Genomic DNA, 21,554 nt, shown 5'->3' on the forward strand with positions numbered 1-21,554 from the left:
TTGTGCTGTCTTGTACTGAATTCGGTACAAAGGGTTTACGGACGAAACCGATGCTAAACAGTAACTTGCTCAGAAAGCTCGATATGCAGGACTTGATGGTGTTTATCGCCGTCTATGACCAGAGCAGCGTTACCGAGGTGTCTGAAACGCTGTTTGTCAGCCAGTCCACCGTGAGCTACAGCCTGAAGAAGTTGCGCACCAGCTTCGAAGACGAGCTGTTTATCAACACGCGGGCCGGCATGCGGCCGACGTACAAGGCCACCACCATGTACAGCCATGTGCAGAAAATCCTCGAAAGCATCAACCTTTGCCACGCCGGTGGCCAAGCGTTCGATCCGACGCAGAAGGCCGTGACCTTCAACGTGTGTGCGCCGGAATATTTCGAACAGTTGATCCTGCCGCGCCTGTTGAAAAACTTCGACCGCGCCGACCTGCCGGTGATCGTCAATGTGCAGAAACTGGAAACCGAGATCCCTGCCGACGACCTGCGCGAAGGTCGTCTCGACCTAGTGATTTGCTTCGGCCCCAACTTCCACCGCGCCCACAGAGACTTCCGCACCCAGATGCTGCTGGAGGACGACCTTGTGTGCGTGTTCGACAAACGCTCGGCACCCCGGGAACCGGCCTTCAGCCTGCACTCCTTCGTCGAACGCCGCCACGTGTTCCCTACGCCGTGGACCTCCGACACCAACATGATCGACGGCTGGCTCGCACGCCAGGCCCACAAGCGCCAGGTCATCGCCCGCGCCAACAGCTACAGCGCAGCCTTGAAGATGATCACCGGCACCGATTTCATCGTCACCCTGCCGCGCCGCGTGCAAAAGTTGCTGGCACCGGCCACGGCATTCGGCCATTGCGAAGCGCCGAACGGCTTGCCGGGGTTCACGCTGGAGATGCAATGGAACGAAACCAGTGAACAGGACAGTGCCAATACCTGGTTTCGTGAACAGGTGGTGAAGGTGTGTGCCGATCAGGGGTTGTTGTAGGGCTTAACCAATCGCGACTTTGCTGTAGGAATCGCGATCCATATCCACCAACAGAACACTCAGCTGAACCTGTACGCCCGCCGGCCAGTCGCCAAGGTCCTGCAAGGCAGCCAACAGGCTTTCCGACAACTGCTTCTTGACCTGCGGCGACCGCCCGCTGAGCAGCGACAGCTTCACCGCGATAAAACCGCGGGGGTCGAGGGAGGTGCCCACCTGGAACGTCTCGACCTTGACCGCACGGCTTTTGATATCGAATTCGGAACCGAACTGGCCAGACACCATCAACACGTTGTTGAGCCGTAGGAGGGTTTTCTCAACGGCCAGGTTCGTCAGGTTGGCGGTGTATTCCAGATGCAGGTGTGGCATGTAGGGCTCCGAATCTTTGGTAGGAAGAATCCTAGATATACCACGGAGTCAGGCCTTGGTCGCCAACCCTCGATCACTCATGAACGCTTCCAGTCGCGAGCGTACCCAGCGCTCGGCCGGGTCGGTGTCGACATGGCTGAGCCAGACCATAGACAAGTCCAGGGTCGGCGTCTCGAACGGGAACGGCTCGCAGAACAGGTGGCCCGACACGGCCATGGCCTCGGCGGTGTAGTCCGGCAGGCTGGCGATCAGGTCGGTGCCGGCGAGCAACGCCGGCAGTGCGCTGTATTGCGGCACCGACAACACCACGTGGCGCTTGCGGCCGATTTCTGCCAGCCACTCATCGGCGAACCCTGCCACGTTGGCGGTGTGGGACACCAGCACGTGAGGGCGTGAGCAGTATTCGTCGAGGGTCAGCGGTGTTTCCGAGGCATCGGCACGTAGGATGCGCGGGCGGATATGGCGCAGCAGCTTGCGCTTGGCATTTGCCGGCAGGCCACGGGTCTGGGTGATGCCAACGGTTATATCGCCAGAGGCGAGCAGATCCGGGATGCGCCAGTAGTCCACATGTTGCACCACGAACACCACTTGCGGCGCTTCCTGGCGTAGGGCGCGCAGCAAAGGCGGCAACAGGCCGAATTCGACGTCATCGGACAGGCCGATACGAAAAGTCATGGTGCTGATGGACGGGTCGAAATCGTGGGTCAGGCTCAAGGCCGAGGATAGCGAGTCCAGCGCCGGCGACAGGTGCTGGATGATTTCCTCGGCCCGCGCCGTGGGCTCCATGCGGTGGCCGACGCGAATGAACAGCGGGTCGTTGAACAAGGTACGCAAGCGGTTGAGGGCCGAGCTGATGGTCGGCTGGCCGAGAAACAGCTTCTCCGCCACCCGCGTCACGTTGCGCTCCAGCATCAGCGCTTCGAACACCACCATCAGGTTGATGTCGGCCTTGCGTAATTCATTGCGATTCATCGGCGCCTGCCCCTTTCCCCAAGACAAGCCGCAGTGTAGAAAGCCGCGTTGCCGGCGTCTACGTGTAGGACGCTTCGCTGGCCTGTGCGCCACGCTCAGGCTCGTGCCCCATACGCAACCGCAGCGCCGCAATAGCCGCCACCACCAATACCAGCGCAATCACCTTCAGGCCGTTCATCGCATTGCCGGTGCTTTGCTCGATCACGCCCATTACCGACGGCCCGACAAACCCGCCAAGCAGCCCGCACGCGTTGACGAAACCCAGCCCGCCCGCCAGCGCAACGCCCTTGAGACGGGAAGCCGGGTACAGAAAAATGATCGACTGCACCACGAAGAACATCACCGCCGACAGGCAAAAACCGAGCAGGCTGAACACCGGCCCCGATATCGACGCGATGCCCAGGCCCAGCGCCATGGTCAGCAGACCTGTGACCAGCAACCGCCGGCAGCGTCCGGGCGTCGTGGCGAAACGCGGAATCAGCAAGGCACCGAGTGCCGCCGCGATCCACGGTAACGAAGTCAGCAGGCCGACGTTCATGGTACTCAGTTCGCCATACTTGCTGATGATGCTCGGCAGGAAAAAGATCACGGTGTAGATGGTGATCTGATGGCAAAAGTACACAAAGATCGCCAGCAGGATTTGCGGGGTCAGCCAGTTTTTCAACGAGTGGCCCCCCTCGCCTGCGCCCTCTTCGGTTTCCAGCGCAATGCGCTGTTCGATCCCGCGCGCTTCCTCGGCCGACAACCACGGCGCCTTGCTCGGACGGTCCGGCAATTTGCGCCAGACCACCCAGGCAAACGCCACGGCTGGCAGGCCTTCGAGCAGGAACATCCACTGCCAGCCGTGCCAGCCGAGCATGCCGTCCATGCGCATCAAGGCCGCGCCCACCGGGCCACCGATGATGTTGGCGAAGCACACGCCAAGCAGGAAATACCCGGTGGCGCGCGCCCGTTGTTCACGGTTGAACCAGTAGGTGAGGTAGAGCATGACGCCGGGAAACAGTCCGGCTTCGGCAATGCCCAGCAACAGGCGCAGCACGTAGAACGAGGTCTCGCCCTGCACAAAGGCCATGGCCGCCGAGATCAGGCCCCAGGTCACCATGATCCGCGCGATCCAGAACCGCGCGCCGACCTTGTGCATGATCAGGTTGCTGGGGATTTCCGACAGCGCATACGTCAGGAAAAACAGCCCCGCGCCCAACCCGTACGCCGCAGCGGAAATACCCAGGTCGACGTCCAGATGATGCTTGGCCAGGGCGATGTTGGTGCGGTCCAGGAAGCTCAGGATGTAGGCGATGATCAGCAAGGGCATCAGCTTGACGAACATCAGTTTGTTCAACGCCTGCGGGGTGCGGGCGGAAGTGGCGGTAATCATCGGCAATTCCTCTTGGCGCCCCGCCAGCTGGGCTGGGGAGCGCATCGGTGTTGTTCTAGGAGTCGAGTTGCACGGCCATGGCCTGGGGGCGATGGGAAAACAATTGCAGCAGTGCGCCGCCCAGGGCGCAGCCGGCCATCACGAAGAAACAGACGGTGTAGCCGTGCAGCGTGGTCCAACCGCCGCCCATGGCGATCAGGCTGCCCATCAGCACCGGCGCCAGGCCGCCGCCGATAAACATCGCGGTGGTGATGATGCCGTTGGCGGTCGACGTCGCCGACGGCTCGGCCGAGTCGCAGGCCACGGCGTAATAGATCGGCCACACCGCGTTAGCCACCAGGCCGAACAGCAGTTGCACCACGACGATCAACGTCAGCGTATTGGCAAAGTAGAACGCGCCGACACTCGCCGCCATCCACACGCCGCAAATGATCAGCGTGGTGCGCCGGCCGATGATGTCCGACAGCGACGGCCACACCAATTGCCCGAGAATGCCGGTGAGGGTGAACACCACGCTCATCCCCGCCGACTCGGCCAGGGACAATCCGGCGATGTTGTAGAGGTAGGCCGGCAGCACGATGTTGACGCCCATGTATACGACTTGGGTGAGCATGGTGTTGCCCGCTGTGAGGGCGATATTGCGGTTGCGCAAGGTAGCAAGGAATGTACGCCAGGCCTCGCCTTTGACTTGGCTGGCCGGCGCGTTGTCCGGCGGGGTCATGCCTTTGGCGGCAATGTCGACGTACAGTGCAGTGATGCGCTCGGCGGTGGAATAACGCGCCCAGAAGATCATCAGCGGCAGCGCCACCACGAACGCGAAGAAGAACACATACCGCCAGTTCTCTTCACCAAACACGGTGATGACAAAACTCGCGACGATACCGCTAAGCATCGCGCCAATCGGGTAACCCGTGTGGTGCGCGCCCAGGGCAAACCCGCGGCGCTCAACCGGCCACCATTCGGCGGTGTTGCTCACGCCCACCGGCTCGCCCCAGCCGGCGCCGAGGTTGACGCCGACGCGCAGGGCAATGAAGGTGGCGAGGTTGCCGCTCAACGCCTTGAAACCGGACAGAAACGAGATCGCGGTGTAGCCCAGCACCAACGGCACCTGGAAGCGCGCACGTTTCCAGCCGCCACCGTAACGGTCGCTCCACATCGAACCGGGGATATCCAGCAGCGCCAGGGCCAGCATGACCACCGTGGCCACGGTGCCCCATTGGTCGGCGGACAAATCGAAATGCTTGGAAATGGTCGGCCCCAGGCGCAGCACGATCTCACGGTCGTAGGCATTGAGGATCCAGATCATCCAGCAGACCAGCAGCGACACCCAGGAATGCCGGTGAATGCTGCGCAGCGACGCTTTTTTTATAGTTGCCATGGGCCTCTCCAGGCGCGCAAGGGCGCGCACTGACACAAGGTTGCGAAGGAATATGCCTTGTCACACACACGCGCTAGCTGGCGAACCGTCGCTCGGCTATTCCTTGCACGCCCAACCCAGTAATGGCGAACAGCGCTCCGCGCTGCTGGCCGTCTGCCGGAAAACGCGGCAGCGGCGGCTTGGCCATGGAGGTCACAAACAGGGTGTCCAGGTTCGGCCCGCCAAAGGTCAGGCTGGTGACCTTTTTCACCGGCATCTGGATGATGCGGTCGACGTGCCCGTCGGGGGTGTAGCGCACCAGTTTTCCGGCGTAGACCAGCGCCTGCCACAGGCAGCCTTCGGCATCCACGGTGCAACCATCGGCGGCGCCCCCGCCGGAGGTGTCGACCTTGGCGAAGGTGCGACGATTGCTGACACTGCCGGTGGCCAGGTCGTAGTCGTAGGCCCAGATCTCGCCGGACCAGGTGTCGCAGAAGTAGAAGGTTTCACCCGATGGGCTCCAGCACGGGCCGTTGGACACGATGATGCCTTCGTCCAGGGTGTGCAGGCTCAGGTCGGCATCAAGCCGGTAGAGTTTGGCACTGGCGTTGTCTTCCTGGGTGTCCATGGAGCCGAAGATAAAGCGGCCTTGGCGGTCGACCTTGCCGTCGTTGAGGCGGTTGTCGGGCAGGTGCGGTTCCGGGTCGATGACCAGGTTGAGCTCACCGCTGTTGAGGTCGAGGGTGTGAACGCCGTTCTGCAGCGCGACGATCGCCGACTCACCGTCGCGGCGCAGGGCCATGGAGCCGATCTTCTGGCCCACGTCCCAGGCCAGCAGCTCGCGACCGTCGTCGGTGCATCGCAAGATGCGGCCGTCGGCGCTGTCGATCCAATACAAGCGTTGTTGCTCGACGTCCCACACCGGGCCTTCGCCCAGGGTGGTCTTGACGTCGACAAGCACTTCGATACGCATGGTGTGATCCCCTTATTGTTGTTGTGCGGGATGCAGGCCGCGCCTTGACGCGGCGGTATGTTGGGTTAGAAATTGACCTGGTCGCGCCCCTTGAGGCCGAGGATTTCCCGCGCTTCATCCGGCGTAGCGACCCGATGGCCAAGCGCTTCGATCACGGTACGAATACGCCGGACCTGATCGGCATTCGACGCCGCCAGTTTGCCCGGGCCATCCCACAGCGAATCTTCCAGGCCGACACGGGCGTTGCTGCCCATGGACAAGCCCATGGTCGCCAGCGGAATCTGCCCACGCCCGGCGCCAAGGATCGACCACACATAGTCGTCGCCAAACAGGCGGTCGGCGGTGCGGCGCATGTGTGCCAGGTCTTCCGGGTGGCCGCCGATACCGCCACGCAGGCCGAACACCGACTGGATGAACAACGGTGGCTTGAGCAGGCCACGTTCGAGGAAATGCGCGGCGGTGTACAGGTGGCCGATGTCGTAACACTCGATCTCGAAACGGGTGCGGTTTTCGGCACAGGAATTGAGGATGTGAGTGATGTCGCGGAAGGTGTTGCGGAAGATCCGGTCGTCACTTTCTTCCAGGTACGGCCGCTCCCAGTCGTGCTTGAAGTCGGTAAAGCGGTTGAGCATTTCGTACAGGCCGAAGTTCATCGAGCCCATGTTCAGCGACGCCAGTTCCGGCTTGAACTGCATCACCGGCTGCAGGCGTTCTTCCACGCCCATGGTCGGCGCGCCGCCGGTGGTGATGTTGATCACCACGTCGCTGGCGGCCTTGATCTGCGGCAGGAATTCGGCGAACAACGCCGGGTCCTGGCTGGGGCGACCGTCGTTGGGGTCACGGGCATGCAGGTGGACAATCGCGGCGCCAGCCTCGGCGGCACCGATGGCGGCATCGGCAATTTCCTGCGCGGTGATCGGCAAATGCGGTGACATCGACGGCGTATGAATCGCACCAGTGACGGCGCAGGTGATGATGACAGGACGATTTTTGGACATGACGAATCTCCGACTTTTATTCTTATGAAAAAAATCCTGGGTGCAGCGCGATGTGTTCTTCCGTGGCTTACAGGTACTCGACGTTACCGTCGACGCTGATCGCCTGGCCGGTCACGTTGCGTGCGGCGGGCGAACAGAGGAACAGCGCCATGGCGGCCACGTCTTCGGCGGTGACCATGCGCTTGAGGGAAATCTTGTTGAGGTATTCCTGGCGCATCTCGGCTTCGGGCACGCCGACCTGCTCCGCACGCGCGCGGATCACGCCGTCCATGCGCGGGCCTTCGACGATGCCGGGCAGCAACGCGTTGACGCGGATGTCGCTCTCGCCCAGCTCCGAGGCCAGGGATTTCATCAAGCCGACGATCGCCCATTTGGTCGCCGCGTACGGCGTGCGCCAGGCGTAGCCCAAGCGCCCCGCCACCGAGGCAATATGCAGCAGATGGCCGTGGGACGATTCCTTGAGCATCGGCACCGCGTGGTGGGCAAACCGGTACTGCGCGGTGAGATTGATGTTGATGGTGGCTTGCCACTCGGCGTCGCTGATCGCATCGATGCCACCGGTAGGCCCGGCAATCCCGGCATTGTTGACCAATACATCGAGGCCGCTGAAACGCTCGCGCTGCACCTTGAACACCGCCTCGATCTGCGCGGCATCACTGACATCCGCGCGGGTGGCGACGGTGCCTGGGTATTTGTCGCGGAACGCGGCCAGGGCCGGCTCGCTCACATCACACACATGCACTTGGGCACCGGCTTCCAGATACGCCGCCGCCAGCACTTCACCAATGCCGGCAGCCCCGCCGGAAATCAACACGCGTAACCCAGGATAAGGCTGCAGCCGTTGTAGGACACTCATGCACGTTTACCTCCTGAAACAGACGACCGCGCACGGTCGTTCTTGACGAGCAGACGCGCCAGGGAGTCGGCGGCCTGCATGATGTCATCGGTCACCGCTGCGCGTGCGCCGGCGCCGTCGCGGGCAGCCAGCGCTTCGACGATGCGCGTGTGCGCTTCCATCGAGCGTTGCAGGTGAGCTTTATCCGGGGCGACCAGCGCAAAGCACGGGCCCATGTGCAGCCAGAAGTTTTCCACGGCGGCCATGGTCAACTCGGCCTGTGCCACGGCGTAAATGCGCCGGTGAAACGCGAAGTTGGTCCAGAGGTAGCGGGACACGTCGACTTCGTCGGCTGCGTGTTGCATCTGCTGGCAGAGATCGGTGATTTCATCGAGGTCGGTTTTCTGCAGGAGCAGCACCGCCTTTTCGGCGAGCAAGCCTTCAAGGGCGACCCGCGCATCACGGATTTCACGCAGGCGGTCGACCGTCATCAGGCGCACACGCAGACGGGAGGTTTCGGTGACTTCAAAGGCGTTTTCAGCGCTGAGACGTTGCAGGGCTTCACGCACCGGCATCGGGCTGGAACCGAGGGCTTCGGCGAGGCCGCGGATGGTGAGTTTCTGGCCAGGTTGGAAACGGCCACTCATCAGGGCTTCGCGGATCTGGCGGTAGACCTGGTCTTGCAAGGTATCGCGGGACACCTGGCGCAGGGTGGGCAGGAGGAGCGGACCATCTGTCATGAGGCAAAACCTGTGTTGTCGTTCTTATGGCCTCAATATGTGATCACAAATCAAATATGTCAAATAGTTTCCCGTTTATGAAAGCGCGCTGACAAATGTGGGAGCGGGCTTGCTCGCGAAAGCGGTTGATCAGTCAAAGCATTGTTGACTGACATTCCGTCTTCGCGAGCAAGCCCGCTCCCACATTTTGACCGCGTTTAGCCTGATATTACGGTTTTAGCGGACGTTCCTGATCCCGCTCGGAAAGCTCCGTCCCATCATCGGGATGCTTCCAGGTCTGGGGTTTTTCTTCCTCACGCTGCCGGGGTTGCTCAAGCTCCCGCTCGTCCCGCCGTTTCTGTGGGTCAGTCATCGCCACCTCCCATCCGTAAGAATTGGTCACACCTTCAGCATAGAACAGCGAACGCATTTTTGACCGAGCTACCGATTGATAGCCAATGCACATCAATGCATCCAAATTTGTCACTTATCATTTCTAAATGTGTCAGCCACTATTCTGGGTCTTAGGCGAAACAAGCACTTTAAAAAGAACGCTGGAGACACAAAACCATGACTAGCCCTACCCGACCCGACTCTGCCCGCTCGAAAGTGGGCGCGGTTTTCCGCGTGACTTCGGGCAATTTCCTCGAACAGTTCGACTTCTTCCTGTTCGGTTTTTATGCCACCTACATCGCTGCCGCGTTCTTCCCTGCCGCTAATGAGTTTGCGTCATTAATGATGACCTTCGCCGTGTTCGGCGCGGGCTTCCTGATGCGTCCATTGGGCGCGATCATCCTGGGTGCCTATATCGATGACGTCGGTCGCCGCAAAGGGCTGATCGTGACCCTGTCGATCATGGCCAGCGGCACGCTGCTGATTGTGCTGGTGCCCGGTTATCACACCATTGGCCTCTGGGCACCTTTGCTGGTGCTGCTGGGCCGCCTGTTGCAGGGCTTCTCGGCCGGCGCGGAATTGGGCGGTGTGTCGGTGTACCTGTCCGAAATGGCCACCCCCGGCCGCAAAGGCTTCTACACCAGCTGGCAATCGGGCAGCCAACAGATCTCCATCGTGGTCGCTGCCGCGCTGGGTTATGGCCTGAACGTGTGGATGGAACCGGCCGTGGTAGCCGATTGGGGCTGGCGCATTCCGTTCGCCATCGGCTGCGTGATCATCCCGTTCATCTTTATCCTGCGGCGCAACCTGCAGGAAACCGAAGAGTTCGCCAACCGCAAGCATCGCCCGACCATGCGCGAAGTGATGGCGACCCTGGTGAAGAACTGGACCGTGGTCATCGGCGGCATGCTGATGGTGGCCATGACCACTACCGCGTTCTACCTGATCACCGTGTACGCGCCGACCTTCGGCAAGACTGTGCTGCAATTGAGCACCTCCGACGCCCTGCTGGTGACCCTGCTGGTGGCGGTGTCGAACTTTGTCTGGTTGCCGATCGGCGGCACGCTGAGCGACCGGTTTGGCCGCAAGCCGGTGCTGATCGCCATGACCGTACTGACGGTTCTGACCGCTTATCCAGCGCTGTCCTACGTGGTGAATGCCCCAAGCTTCGCCCACATGCTGGAAACCCTGCTGTGGTTCTCCTTCCTCTACGGCATGTACAACGGCGCCATGATCCCGGCCCTGACCGAAATCATGCCGGTGGAAGTGCGTGTGGCGGGTTTCTCCCTGGCCTACAGCCTGGCGACCGCGATTTTCGGTGGGTTTACCCCGGCGATTTCCACCTGGTTCATCCACATCACCGAAGACAAAGCCTCGCCAGCCTACTGGATGATGTTCGCCGCAGCCTGCGCGCTGTGCTCGACCCTCGCGCTGTACCGTCGCGCCAACACCCGTGGCCAGGTCATGCAGGAGGCGGCATGATGAAGCCGTTGCTCAAGACCCTGACGGCCCTGGCCCTCGGCGCCCTGGCGCTGTCGGCCCAGGCCGAACAGCTCAAGGTGATGACATCGGGTGGCTTCACCGCCGCGTATAAACTGCTTGGCCCGCAGTACGCCAAGCAAAGCGGTGACAGCCTCGACACCATTCTGGGTCCGTCCATGGGCAAGGCGCCGGAAGCGATTCCCAACCGTCTCGCCCGTGGCGAACACGCCGACGTGGTGATCATGGTCGGCTACGCCCTGGATGACCTGATCAAACAAGGCAAGGTCGACCCGGCCTCCCGCGTGGAACTGGCGGACTCGCGCATCGGCCTGGTGGTGAAGGCCGGAGCGGTCAAACCTGCAATCGGTACTGATGCCGAACTGAAAGCCGTGCTGAGCAAGGCCAAATCCGTGGCTTACTCGGACAGCGCCAGCGGTGTGTATGTCGAGAAGGAGTTGTTCAAGAAGCTCGGCATGCCGAGCAAGGGCACCATGATCGAACGCCTGCCGGTAGCAGAACAGGTCGCCAAGGGTGACTACGAAGTGGGCCTGCAGCAGGTCGCGGAATTGCTGCCAGTGCCGGGTGTGACCTACGTCGGCAAGATCCCGGAAGACGTGCAATCGGTGACGCGGTTCGCCGCCGGTATCCCGGTGAATGCCGAACACCCTGAACAGGCCAAGGCCTTGTTGCAGTACCTGGCATCGCCCCAGGCGCAACCGGTGGTGCAAGCCACCGGCCTGGACTCGGTGTCACGCTGACCGAAACGGCATCTCCCGCACCAATCGCTCCAACTCCAGCGCCGCTGGCGGCAAGGTCCGCCCGCGGCGTTTTATCAAGCCCACATTGCGCATCACCTGCGGTTCCACCAGCGGCACACTCACCAAGATCGGGTGCTCGCCCGCCGGCATGGCAATCGAGGGCACCATCGCCACCCCCAATCCCGCCTCCACCAGCCCGATCATTGTCGTTACGTGGTGCGTCTCGCAGATACTCGGCTTTTTCACCCGCACGCCACGCAACGCCTGGTCGAGCAGGAAGCGGTTACCAGAGGTCTTGTCCACGGTGATGTAGTCGTGTTCGTAGGCCTCCGACCAGCTCACGCTGTCACGCTGGGCCAAGGGGTGATCGCGGCGACAGGCCAGCACATAGCGCTCCTGCAGCAGCAGTTCGAACTCCACTTCATCGGCCAGACTGCCGCTGAAACTCACGCCGAAATCCGCCTCGCCACTTCCCACCGCATTGCACACTTCACCGGCACTGGCATCCAGCACCCGCAGGCGAATTTTGGGATACAACTTGTGGAATTCGGAGATCACATGGGGCATGAAATAGTACGCGGTGGACGGCACGCAGGCGATGGTGACATTACCCATGCGGGTGGACGCGACATTACTGATGCCCATGAGCGCCACATCGAGGTCATCGAGCATGCGCTCGACCTGAGGCAGGAAAGCGCGGCCGACCATGGTCAGGCTGACGCGCCGCGTGGTGCGTTCGAACAGCTTCACATCCAGGGCGGTCTCGAGCTTTTCGATACGCCGGCTGAGGGCCGGCTGCGAGATACGGATAGCCTCGGCGGCACCGCGAAAACTGCCCTTGTCTACCACGGCGCGGAAGGCTTGGAGGTCGTTGAGGTCGAAGTTGATGATCACGGGAAGGCCAATGTGGTCGAGGTGGCAGGCATTATCGTATGGGAGCCGATGGCGCGCCATGCATGCCGGGACCGGGTTGTTGTAATAACCCTGCTACAAATATGAAGTCATACATATCAGTGGGTTATTGGGTTTATGCGGCCACGCAGTTTTCTAAATGGGTCAATACTTGCGACCTGACCTAAACAACCGGAGATGTAGCACGCATGGAAACCTATCACTTCTGGACAGACGACGAATCGCCGGATATCGGCATCGATCAGTTGCTTCTTGCATCACGCCAATGGTCAAGTAGGATTGAATCCTACTCTCCTTCGGCGGACTTCCACATGCGCTCAACCCAGCAAATGAGCATTACCTTGCCAATCGAAATGGCAGCCTTGGTCAAAGCCAAAGTCGCAGCCGGTGAATATGCATCCGAAAGTGAAGTGATCCGCGACGGCCTGAGGGTCTTGCTGGCCCGTGATCGCGCTATGGAAGACTGGCTGCGGGACGAGGTGATCCCAGCTGCGGCAGCCCTCAAGGCCGAGCCCGAGCGTGCGCTGTCCGTCGAACAGGTTCGAGAACACATGGCAGCCAAGCGTCAACGACAAGGCACCGGGAAAGCGTGAGTTACACGGTAGCCTTTTCGCCTGAAGCATTGGCGCAACTCGACGCCCTTGAAGACTACATCAGCGATGCCGGTTCCCCCGTTGTAGCGGCACGCTTTATCGACAACCTCATCCGCTACTGCGAAAACCTTTGCCTGTTTCCCTCGCGCGGAGTTCGACGTGACGACCTGCTGACCCACTTACGCATCACGCACTATCGACGCACCACCGCCATTGCGTTCACGGCGGACCCCGCGACCGAAACAGTGTCGATCCTCGGAGTGTTTTACGGTGGGCAGGACTACGCGGCATTGTTGCAGGGCGATGGGGAGTCGTCCCTGACCAATAAAGAGTGATCAATGAACAAGACAGTTGGAAGAGTGAACAGTGCCCCGCGCTGGGCGCTGAAGCCAGGGCTCTGGGTCATCGGACTGCTGTGCGTCGCCACCCTGGGGTTCTTTGCCTGGCAAAGCTTCTACCCTGTCAGCGCAGCCAGCGGCTGGAGTGTGCAGGTGCTGCACCGCGATGTGCCCAAGGCCGCCTCGCTGATGCCTCTGGTGGATGGTTCATTGATGGTCAGTCAGGAACTCGATGACGCCAAGGGCAGCATCGTGCGCATCCTCAAGGATGGAACGCGTGATGTGATGGTGAACAAGCTCTCCAAACCCGACGGCCTGTTCGCCACACGCGGTGGTTGGGTGTTCAGCCAGGAGTCCGCTAATTTGCCCGTGAGCTTTCTCAAGGATGGCGTCGTCAGCGAGCTGTTCAGAGGTGAGAACGTGCAGGGCCTGTGGGATGACGGTGACTACCTCTATGCCATCGAGGACCGCAAGCCTGTCGGGCGACTGTTGCGTTATCGCTGGAGCGACCAGACCCTGACCGTATTGCGTGACCAGATTCAGGAAGGCGAGTCCGTCGTCCGTTGCACCGACGGGCGCATGCTCTACACCGAGAAGAAAAAGGGTGTGGTACGTGAGCTGACAGAAGACGGCAGCGATCCCGACGTGCTGGCCGGCCTGAACAAACCGACGTTTTTGATGTGCGATGAGCGCGGGTTGTGGGTCAATGAGGACTCCACGCACCGAGCGAGGTTGTTGCTGATAGACAAGCAGGGGCACCAACAGACGATCTTGTCGTTCCTGAAGGCGCCGCAGTCGATTGTGCCAACCAGTCGAGGGACCTATCTGCTGGCCGAGGGTGGCAGGGACCGGGTGTTGGAACTGGTACCCGACACGCGTAAATCCTTACCGTAAACACCGCACCACCGCTTCATCCATACCTTGAGGCGGTGCGCAGGTCAAAGCAGCTCCCAAACCTGCGGGCCATTAAAAAACGCCTGCGCATTGCTATCCAGCGTCTCCAGGTGATACCCACCCTCCTGCACGATCACACACGGCAAGCCCAATCCACGAATGCACTCACCCAACCGTGCAAACCCTTCCCGCGTAACGGCGACTTTGCTCTGCGGGTCCAACTCGTAGATATCGAAACCCAGTGACAGCACCAGCACATCTGCCGAGAAGTTCTTCACCGCCGCCAACGCCAGTTCCACCTTTTCGAAAAACACCGCCTCGCTGGCACCGTGGGGCATTGGCAGGTTGAGGTTGAAGCCTTCACCTGCTGCACTACCGCGCTCTTCGGCGAAGCCGGCTACGCCGGGGTAGAAGTTGGTGGGGTCACCGTGAATCGAGACGTAAAGCACGTCGTCGCGGTCGTAGAAAATCTCCTGGATACCTTGGCCGTGGTGCATGTCGGTGTCGAGCACGGCAACGCGCTGGAAACCTTGACGCAATGCCTGCGCTGCTACAGCAGCATTGTTGATGTAACAGAATCCTCCTGCCGCATCGTAGCGAGCATGATGGCCCGGTGGGCGACAAAGGGCGTAGGCGGCCGGAGCGCCATCAAGAATGTCCTTGGCGGCAGCAACGGCGCTCTGGGCCGACCAGTAGGCCGAGCGCCAGGTCAGCTCGCCGATCGGGCAACTGCCATCCGCCAGGTAGCGCGCAGCCTGGGCAAGGATGCCGCGCAGGGCGTTGGGTTCGCGCACGAAGATGTTGGACATGACTTCGTCACCCCAGTCTTCGGGGATTTCCTTCCAGCGTTGGTGGGCCTCCTGCTGGAAAGCCAGGTAAGGCGCACTATGTACGGCCAGCAATGGACCGAGGCCGTAGTCCTGCGGCTGCTGGATGTCGAAACCCAAGGTTTGCGCGGCCAACAGCAGGTTGCGGGCACGCTCGGGAACCTCCTGCGGCGTGCGCATCTGACCACGGGAGTAGTAGCTGCGCGGATGATGCAAAAGTTGCTCGGGATGAAAAAATGTACGCATGAGATGCTCCTGGGTGAACACGGAACCTGTGGGAGTTGCCTTGCCTGCGCCCACATTTGAATCCGGTCAGGCTTGAAATATGAGTGATCAGGTCGCTTGGCCGGCGCGCTTCAACACGGCGTTGAGCAATACGTCGGTGCCCTGGCGCACGTCCTCGGGCAACACGTCTTCGGCTTCGTTGTGACTAAGGCCGCCGACGCAAGGGATGAAGATCATCGCAGTCGGGCAATAGCGCGCCAGGTGGATGGCGTCGTGACCGGCGCCGCTGACGATGCGTTGCTGGCTGTAACCCAGGGCATCCACAGCGGCTTGCACGCAGGCGACGCAGTCGGCGTCGAACGGTGTGGCCGGGCTGATCCAGTGTGGACTGACGGTCACGGACAGCCCGCGTTGCTCGGCGATAGCCTGCAGTTGTTGGCGCACTTGCTGTTCCATGGCGTCGATATCGACGTCGCGGTGATGCCGCAGGTCGACGGTGAAATTCAATAGGCCAGGAATAGTGTTGCGCGACGATTTGGCGATGCTCAGTTCACCCACGGTGGTCAGGCCTTCGGGGGCAAAATCCGCCGCCAGTTTCTCCAGGGCCTGGATCATTTGCGCGGCGCCATACAAGGCGTCTTTACGCAGCAGCATCGGCGTAGTGCCGGCGTGGGCAGCCATGCCTTCGACGCGCACATCCAGCCAGCGAATCGCCTGCCCGCCGGTGACCACACCGATGCTTTTGGCGTTGTCCTCAAGAATAGGGCCCTGCTCGATATGCGCTTCGAAATACGCATCTACCGCACCGCCCAACGGGCGTGAGCCGTCGTAGCCAGTAGCACGCAAAGCCTCGGCCACACTGATGCCATCGACATCGGCAGTGGCCAGGGCCTTATCCAGTGCCAGGGTGCCGGTGAATACCGCCGAGCCGAGCATGGCTGGCGTAAAACGGGCGCCCTCCTCATTGGTCCATACCGCAATTTCCAGCGGCTTGCGTGTCTGGATCCCGTGATCGTCAAGGCTACGGATCACCTCCAGCCCCGCCAGTACACCGTAGACACCGTCAAAACGCCCACCTTCGGGCTGAGTGTCGAGGTGGCTACCCATCATCACTGGCGACGCATCCTTGTCCGTACCGGCACGACGGGCAAACAGATTGCCGATGGCATCCACGCTCAGGGTCAGCCCGGCGGCCGTACACCAGTGGCTGAACAGTTCGCGACCGGCTTGGTCTTCGGCGCTCAAAGCCAGGCGGCAACTGCCACCGCGTGCCGTGGCACCAATCTCGGCCATGGCCATCAGGCTGGCCCACAGGCGCTCGCCATTGATCTTCAACATTACAGACACTCCATCAAACACTATGGGCCATTTCACGACGGTGGGCGGTGGCATGCCGACGCGACAACGCCAGTACACACACCAGCGAGACCGCCGCGATCAAGCTGTAGAACACTGCCATCGGCCACCATTGGCCTTGGTATTCGTGGGCCAGCCAGGTGCCGATCAACGGCGTAAGACCACCCGCAAGCGCGCCACACACCTGGTAGGCCAGGGAGATCGCGGTATAGCGCACGCGGGTTTCAAACAGGCCACTGACGAAGCCGGCGATCACCGCATAAAACGACGCCATGCACACCACCGCCAGGGCAATACCGAGGATGATCAACGGCGCCTGGCCGCTGCTGACCAATACGAACATCGGATAAGGCGAGGCCATGGCCAGCACCGTCATTGCGCACAGGAAACGCGTGGCGCCGACCTTCTCCGCTACCCAGGCGGCTAGCGGCTGGACGCAGAACTGGATGATGGCGACAAAGAAAAGGCACTCCAGAATCAGCGAGCGCGGTAGGCCCAGTTGCTGAGTGCTGTAGGCAATCATGAAGGTGTTGGTGAAATACACGCCGGCAATGCCCAGGGTGTTGGCCCCGATGCACAGCAGCAGTGGGCGCCAGGCGGTTCGTAGCACCTCTATGACAGGCGCCTGGTCTTTCTTGATCGCCCGCGCTTTTTCCGCCAAGGCTTTGTCTTCAAGAAATTCCGGCGACTCATTCACACCCAGGCGAATCGCCAGGCCGACCACCAACAGCAACGCACTGGCCAGGAACGGCACGCGCCAGCCCCAACTCAATAACTCTTCTTCCGGCAGACGGGTGACCGCACTGAACGCGAGCAGCGACAGGATCAGCCCAGCCGGGCTGCCCAATTGCGCGAAGGAAGCAAAGAAGTTGCGCCGACCTTTCGGCGCATGCTCGCCCGCCATCAACACCGCACCGCCCCACTCGCCGCCAACGGCAATACCCTGCACCACGCGCAGAAGGATCAGCAGCACCGGCGCAGCGGCACCGATCTGCGCATAGGTTGGTAGCAGACCGATACACACGGTCACCACGCCCATCATCACCAGGGTGATCACCAGGGATTTCTTGCGGCCGATCCGGTCGCCGATGTGCCCGAACACAATGCCGCCCAACGGCCGTGCGAAGAAACCCACGGCAAAGGTGCCGAACGCCGCCATGGTGCTGAAGAGTTTGTCTTCGGAGGGGAAAAACAGCTGGCCAAACACCAGCGCTGCGGCAGTGGCGTAGATGTAAAAGTCGTACCACTCGATCATGGTGCCGATAAAAGCGGCGGCCGCAGCACGGCGAGGCTGGGGCGAAGCGGAAGGCTTCATGGGGCTGGCTCCTTTGGTTATTTTTTTGGCAGGAGAAGGGTCGAACGCATGCGCTCTGATGGCGCTTGTTGAGGGTGATTTATCGTCTCGGGGCTATGATTAGTCAATTTTCTATTTATTATTCCAATTATAAATTCTGCTTATTATCGAGCTGTGCCATGCCCGAAGCCCGCCGCGACATTCATCCCTTGCTCAACGACCGCCTGGACTGGAACCTGCTGCGCACCTTCCGTGTGATTGGCCAAGAGCTGAGCATCAGCCGCGCCGCCGCCCGCCTGCACTTGACCCAGCCAGCAATCAGCCAAGCGCTCAAGCGACTGGAAGAACAACTCGACTGCCAACTCATCGTCCGTCGTGGTCCGCGCTTTGTGTTGACGGAGGCCGGTGAGCAGATCTTCGCCATCGCCGGCGAGATGTACGGCCAGGTGTCGCAAATGAGCAATGCCCTGCAAAAACCGGGCGATGAGGTGATCGGTAAAGTGCGATTGCTGATGATCAGCCGGATCAACTCGGACACCTTCGATGAATTTCTGGCGGAGTTTCATCGTGAACATCCTCGGGTCGACCTGGAAGTCGAGGTGATGCGCAGCTCGGACATCGTCGCCGCGCTCCTGGAAAAAACCGCGACCCTGGGTCTGAGCCTCAACCGTCGGCCGCAGCCACGCCTGGAACAACACCTGTTCCTGCGCCAGCGTTATGCGTTTTTTTGTGGGCGACACCATCCATTGTTCGGGCGCATCGGTTTGGCAGAGGGGGACCTGCAATCTGAGAACTTCGTCAGTTTTACCAGCGACCAGATTGGCGGGATGCTCTCGCCGTTGACGATTTTCCGGGATCAGCAAGGGTTCAGCGGTCGGATCGTGGCGTCGTCTTCAAGCCTGGAAGAAGTGCGGCGATTGGTGATTGCCGGCTTCGGCCTGGGCTGCCTGCCGATCCATGTGGTGGCGGAGGATGTGAAGAACGGGCTGCTATGGCGGCTACCGCCGGACGAGGGCATTACGGACGTGGATATCCATCTGCTGTGGAACCGGGAACAGAAGATGAGCCGGGCGGAAACGGTATTTATCGAAAGCCTTTCTGAAAAACTCGCGCGATGAGCGAACCTGGCCCCCGTGCTCGATGAGAACACGGGGGCTTTCCCTACCTAATCGAATCGACTCCGCGTCAACGCGCTTTATTGGCCTGAGAAAGCACCGACGCCGCAAGCGCCTTCGTATCTTCGTTGTATTTATCGCTGCCCAGCACTTTGCCAGCCGTCTCCTCCATCTCTGCGCTGGTCTGCTTGTCGGTGCTTTTCTGGGCTAGCGCTGAAGCGGCAAGACTTCTGGCAGTGGCTGATGAGGTTGGACTGTTGAGCGTATCCGCTGCCAATGTCGCGATCTTGCCCGAGGTTTTCTTGGTGTTTTTGCTCATGCTGCAACTCCTTTGCAGTGGGAAGCGCCTGATCGAGTGCGCTACCACAAAGTAATCAGTTGCCGGAGCCACTGCAATGCGCTGCCTGTAGGCAACGTTGGGGACGTCTGTATGAAAGGTGTATGGCTTACGTAGTGCGTGCTAGAGCGTCGCATCGATAGCACTGATGATTACTATCGAAACGAGCGCCTGCTCGATTTTCAGCACTGATTCCTATAATCGCGTCCTAACTCCCTCCCCCTCGCCTGGCTTCAGGCGACGTTCATCCTGGAACCCAACACTATGCCAAGTGCCAGCCAGGCCCCCCGCGGCCTTCCCGAACATAATCAACAGAGCGTCAAACAGCAGTGGTTGGCGATCCTCTCGGTCGCGGTGGGCGCCTTTGCCCTGGTGACCAGCGAGTTCCTACCGGTGGGCGTACTCAACGATGTCGCTGCGGACCTAGGCATCACTGCTGGCCACGCAGGCCTGATGGTCACCCTGCCCGGCATCATGGCCGCGCTGGCGGCCCCTTTGCTGTCAGTGATCATTGGCGCTATGGATCGCCGTTACCTGCTGATCGGCCTGACGTTGATCATGATCGTGGCCAACATGGTCGTGGCCTTCGCCAGTGATTTCAGCCTGCTGCTATTCGGTCGCGTATTGCTGGGTATCAGCATCGGCGGTTTCTGGGCGACAGCCATCGCCCTCAGCGGCCGCCTGGCCCCCAGGGGCGTGGACGTCGCGAAGGCCACTTCGATCATCATGATGGGCGTGACACTGGCCACCGTACTCGGCGTGCCCGTCGGCACTTGGCTCAGCGGCCTGATGGGCTGGCGCATGACCTTCCTGGTCACCGCGCTGGTGGGCCTGCCGGTGCTGTTGGCGCAAGTTCTCCTGCTGCCAACGCTCAAACCGGAAAAAGCCATTCTCGTCAGCGACCTGCCGGCGTTGTTCATCAACCCACGGGCCCGGGTCGGCTTGATCGCGGTATTGCTGATCGGCCTGGCGCACTTTGCTGCGTACACCTACGTCGCCCCCTTCTTCAAGAACAGCTCCGGCTTCGATGGCCCGACTATTGGCTCACTGCTGCTGATGTTTGGCATTGCAGGTGTGGCAGGTAACATCTTCGCTGGCTTCGCCGCCAACCGCAGTGTGCGTTACACCCTGCTGCTGGTCGCACTGATGATCGGCACCAGCACCGCCCTGTTCCCCTACTTCGCCACCGGCCTGACCGGCGCCGCCATGCTGATCGCACTCTGGGGCTTCGCCTTCGGCGCCTTCCCGGCTTGCGCCAGTATCTGGATGTTTGTCGTAGCGCCCAAGGATGTGGAACGTGGCATGCCGCTGTTTGTCGCGCTGTTCCAGGTGATCATTGCGCTGGGGTCGTTCTTTGGCGGGCGGATCGTCGACCAGATGGGCAGCTCGGTGCTGTTGAGCCTGGCGACGGCGTTGGTGGGCGTGGGTTTTGTGACGGTGCTGGTGTTGGGCCGTAATGTCAGCAATAGCTTGGCGGCGCAGACTGCCTGACCAAACCAGTACTGACTAAAAAGCCTGCTGAAAGTTGAGCTCAGCAGGCTTTTTCGTTTACTTGGGATGAGTATCTGTGGTCGCACCTGACTGACTTGCATCCTTAGTCAGGATAAATGAGCTAAACGCCAGAAAATCCCCTAGATGCTGAGTGATGATCGCAACTGTGATCGGCAATTGAAGGGTTTGATACTCATGAACGGCGATGTTGCGAAAACCAACCATGTTCTTCAGGTTGGTCAACAAGGACGGGCTCACCCACCCACCTTGGGATAACAATTGGAACACGTCACGTGCGCCCTGAGGGACGCCCAGCCGCTCACGACGGATCAAATGCTGCCCCATATCCAGTGCAGCTTCGCAGGCACGCTGAATGTTGAGAATCGCCGCATCCTGTCGGGTTAAGTCAGTCGCGAAACTGTCAGGGTCCTTGTCGTACTCCTCGCGAGCGCGAGCCACACAGCGCTCAATACTCGAGGCTTTGTGGATGAGCACATCATCGACCATGCACTTTTCCTTCCTGCTGAATATCAGCCAACAGCGCCGCCCTTGCAGTGTCCAGCGCGGTTTTTTCGCTGAGGATATAGCTCTCGAAAATACCTGCCTGACTGTCCTTGTTCCAGAGCCGACGCCCGGTTGTTATTACCTGATATTGCATAACCGTGGAGGCCGCGCGCAGGTCCAGCAGATCGACGGGCACCGCCACGATGTCAGCAAGCTCCCCCGCTGTCTGCCACAGCAGTAGCGGGTCCACTGTGCCGGCAGCAAGCACTGCCAGGTCGAGATCGCTGTCGGCATTCGCCCCACCCGTCGCTTGACTGCCAAACACATAGACAGCCATCAGATCAGGGACACTCGCCAATAACTGCGCCAACACTGCTTCAACGTTCATGTTGCGACTCATGGTGCCATCCGATGAATGACCGTAGCAGAATTCATCTTCAAATTTCTGCCCCAA

At 60.7% G+C, this 21,554-nt stretch carries 24 protein-coding genes; 8 read left to right on the forward strand and 16 right to left on the reverse strand.

All coding sequences use genetic code 11. The features are described 5' to 3' along the window. Positions 1-50 precede the first annotated feature (50 nt). The gene (locus ACP7C6_RS14430; RefSeq protein ID WP_068934920.1) at positions 51-986 is read left to right on the forward strand and encodes a LysR family transcriptional regulator; all 936 of its coding nucleotides are present in this window, start codon (positions 51-53) and stop codon (positions 984-986) included. 3 nt (positions 987-989) lie between these two features. Here ACP7C6_RS14430 and ACP7C6_RS14435 read toward each other — a convergent pair whose 3' ends face one another. From ACP7C6_RS14435 to ACP7C6_RS14475, 9 genes are all read right to left on the reverse strand, one after another. Next, complete coding sequence (locus ACP7C6_RS14435) at positions 990-1,352, reverse strand: 5-carboxymethyl-2-hydroxymuconate Delta-isomerase (protein ID WP_028619369.1); 363 nt, start codon at positions 1,350-1,352, stop codon at positions 990-992. Positions 1,353-1,400: 48 nt separating this feature from the next. After that, on the reverse strand, positions 1,401-2,324 hold the full coding sequence (locus ACP7C6_RS14440; RefSeq protein ID WP_028619368.1) for a LysR substrate-binding domain-containing protein: 924 nt from the start codon (positions 2,322-2,324) through the stop codon (positions 1,401-1,403). Positions 2,325-2,382: 58 nt separating this feature from the next. Next, complete coding sequence (locus tag ACP7C6_RS14445; RefSeq protein WP_426108921.1) at positions 2,383-3,699, reverse strand: MFS transporter; 1,317 nt, start codon at positions 3,697-3,699, stop codon at positions 2,383-2,385. 55 nt (positions 3,700-3,754) lie between these two features. Then, positions 3,755-5,077, reverse strand: a complete 1,323-nt coding sequence (locus tag ACP7C6_RS14450; protein WP_028619366.1) for an MFS transporter — start codon at positions 5,075-5,077, stop codon at positions 3,755-3,757. 73 nt (positions 5,078-5,150) lie between these two features. Next, positions 5,151-6,029, reverse strand: coding sequence for an SMP-30/gluconolactonase/LRE family protein (locus tag ACP7C6_RS14455; RefSeq protein WP_028619365.1), 879 nt, complete (start codon positions 6,027-6,029; stop codon positions 5,151-5,153). A gap of 65 nt (positions 6,030-6,094) precedes the next feature. Further along, on the reverse strand, positions 6,095-7,027 hold the full coding sequence (locus ACP7C6_RS14460) for a 3-keto-5-aminohexanoate cleavage protein (protein ID WP_016975200.1): 933 nt from the start codon (positions 7,025-7,027) through the stop codon (positions 6,095-6,097). 67 nt (positions 7,028-7,094) lie between these two features. Beyond that, complete coding sequence (locus ACP7C6_RS14465) at positions 7,095-7,883, reverse strand: SDR family oxidoreductase (RefSeq protein ID WP_068934923.1); 789 nt, start codon at positions 7,881-7,883, stop codon at positions 7,095-7,097. After that, positions 7,880-8,602, reverse strand: a complete 723-nt coding sequence (locus tag ACP7C6_RS14470; protein ID WP_028619363.1) for a GntR family transcriptional regulator — start codon at positions 8,600-8,602, stop codon at positions 7,880-7,882. The genes ACP7C6_RS14465 and ACP7C6_RS14470 overlap by 4 nt, the downstream gene beginning before the upstream one ends. A 208-nt stretch (positions 8,603-8,810) precedes the next feature. Continuing rightward, complete coding sequence (locus ACP7C6_RS14475; protein WP_152537938.1) at positions 8,811-9,059, reverse strand: hypothetical protein; 249 nt, start codon at positions 9,057-9,059, stop codon at positions 8,811-8,813. 92 nt (positions 9,060-9,151) lie between these two features. Here ACP7C6_RS14475 and ACP7C6_RS14480 point away from each other — a divergent pair, with 92 nt between their 5' ends. After that, positions 9,152-10,456 (forward strand): MFS transporter, encoded by a 1,305-nt coding sequence (locus ACP7C6_RS14480; protein ID WP_068934928.1) that lies wholly within the window; start codon positions 9,152-9,154, stop codon positions 10,454-10,456. Further along, positions 10,456-11,214, forward strand: a complete 759-nt coding sequence (locus ACP7C6_RS14485; RefSeq protein ID WP_028619361.1) for a substrate-binding domain-containing protein — start codon at positions 10,456-10,458, stop codon at positions 11,212-11,214. The genes ACP7C6_RS14480 and ACP7C6_RS14485 overlap by 1 nt, the downstream gene beginning before the upstream one ends. On the opposite strand, the gene ACP7C6_RS14490 is transcribed toward ACP7C6_RS14485, so the two are convergent. Then, on the reverse strand, positions 11,206-12,108 hold the full coding sequence (locus ACP7C6_RS14490) for a LysR family transcriptional regulator (RefSeq protein WP_028619360.1): 903 nt from the start codon (positions 12,106-12,108) through the stop codon (positions 11,206-11,208). The two genes, ACP7C6_RS14485 and ACP7C6_RS14490, sit on opposite strands and share 9 nt — an antisense overlap. A gap of 206 nt (positions 12,109-12,314) precedes the next feature. On the opposite strand from ACP7C6_RS14490, the gene ACP7C6_RS14495 reads away from it, so the two are divergent. From ACP7C6_RS14495 to ACP7C6_RS14505, 3 genes are read left to right on the forward strand one after another with little or no spacing between them, the layout of a single operon-like run. Next, complete coding sequence (locus tag ACP7C6_RS14495; RefSeq protein ID WP_122724901.1) at positions 12,315-12,719, forward strand: ribbon-helix-helix domain-containing protein; 405 nt, start codon at positions 12,315-12,317, stop codon at positions 12,717-12,719. Then, positions 12,716-13,054, forward strand: coding sequence for a type II toxin-antitoxin system RelE/ParE family toxin (locus ACP7C6_RS14500; protein WP_426108922.1), 339 nt, complete (start codon positions 12,716-12,718; stop codon positions 13,052-13,054). The genes ACP7C6_RS14495 and ACP7C6_RS14500 overlap by 4 nt, the downstream gene beginning before the upstream one ends. Before the next feature lie 3 nt (positions 13,055-13,057). Continuing rightward, on the forward strand, positions 13,058-13,951 hold the full coding sequence (locus ACP7C6_RS14505) for a hypothetical protein (protein WP_426108923.1): 894 nt from the start codon (positions 13,058-13,060) through the stop codon (positions 13,949-13,951). Positions 13,952-13,995: 44 nt separating this feature from the next. Here ACP7C6_RS14505 and ACP7C6_RS14510 read toward each other — a convergent pair whose 3' ends face one another. The 3 genes from ACP7C6_RS14510 to ACP7C6_RS14520 form a co-directional block, all read right to left on the reverse strand. After that, positions 13,996-15,024, reverse strand: coding sequence for a histone deacetylase family protein (locus ACP7C6_RS14510; RefSeq protein WP_426108924.1), 1,029 nt, complete (start codon positions 15,022-15,024; stop codon positions 13,996-13,998). Positions 15,025-15,111: 87 nt separating this feature from the next. Then, entirely contained in the window at positions 15,112-16,341 is a 1,230-nt protein-coding gene (locus tag ACP7C6_RS14515) for a Zn-dependent hydrolase (RefSeq protein WP_068934937.1), read from the reverse strand. A gap of 13 nt (positions 16,342-16,354) precedes the next feature. Continuing rightward, on the reverse strand, positions 16,355-17,674 hold the full coding sequence (locus ACP7C6_RS14520; RefSeq protein ID WP_028619354.1) for an MFS transporter: 1,320 nt from the start codon (positions 17,672-17,674) through the stop codon (positions 16,355-16,357). A 158-nt stretch (positions 17,675-17,832) separates the two neighbouring features. On the opposite strand from ACP7C6_RS14520, the gene ACP7C6_RS14525 reads away from it, so the two are divergent. Further along, entirely contained in the window at positions 17,833-18,771 is a 939-nt protein-coding gene (locus ACP7C6_RS14525) for a LysR family transcriptional regulator (RefSeq protein ID WP_028619353.1), read from the forward strand. Between the two features lie 67 nt (positions 18,772-18,838). Here the strand turns inward: ACP7C6_RS14525 and ACP7C6_RS14530 are convergent, their stop codons facing one another. After that, the gene (locus ACP7C6_RS14530; protein WP_028619352.1) at positions 18,839-19,087 is read right to left on the reverse strand and encodes a hypothetical protein; all 249 of its coding nucleotides are present in this window, start codon (positions 19,085-19,087) and stop codon (positions 18,839-18,841) included. A 282-nt stretch (positions 19,088-19,369) separates the two neighbouring features. Here ACP7C6_RS14530 and ACP7C6_RS14535 point away from each other — a divergent pair, with 282 nt between their 5' ends. Continuing rightward, positions 19,370-20,596 carry an MFS transporter gene (locus tag ACP7C6_RS14535; RefSeq protein WP_123476385.1) on the forward strand — a complete coding sequence of 409 codons (1,227 nt, stop codon included), beginning with the start codon at positions 19,370-19,372 and terminating at the stop codon, positions 20,594-20,596. 57 nt (positions 20,597-20,653) lie between these two features. On the opposite strand, the gene hepT is transcribed toward ACP7C6_RS14535, so the two are convergent. Together hepT and mntA are read right to left on the reverse strand one after the other, a co-directional pair. After that, positions 20,654-21,103 (reverse strand): type VII toxin-antitoxin system HepT family RNase toxin, encoded by a 450-nt coding sequence (gene hepT / locus ACP7C6_RS14540; RefSeq protein WP_426108925.1) that lies wholly within the window; start codon positions 21,101-21,103, stop codon positions 20,654-20,656. Next, the gene (mntA, locus tag ACP7C6_RS14545) at positions 21,093-21,488 is read right to left on the reverse strand and encodes a type VII toxin-antitoxin system MntA family adenylyltransferase antitoxin (RefSeq protein ID WP_426108926.1); all 396 of its coding nucleotides are present in this window, start codon (positions 21,486-21,488) and stop codon (positions 21,093-21,095) included. Before mntA ends, hepT begins: the two co-directional genes overlap by 11 nt. Between the last annotated feature and the right edge of the window lie 66 nt (positions 21,489-21,554).

The sequence above is a fragment of the Pseudomonas sp. TWR1-1-4 genome, assembly GCF_049897165.1.
Taxonomy (GTDB): domain Bacteria; phylum Pseudomonadota; class Gammaproteobacteria; order Pseudomonadales; family Pseudomonadaceae; genus Aquipseudomonas; species Aquipseudomonas canadensis.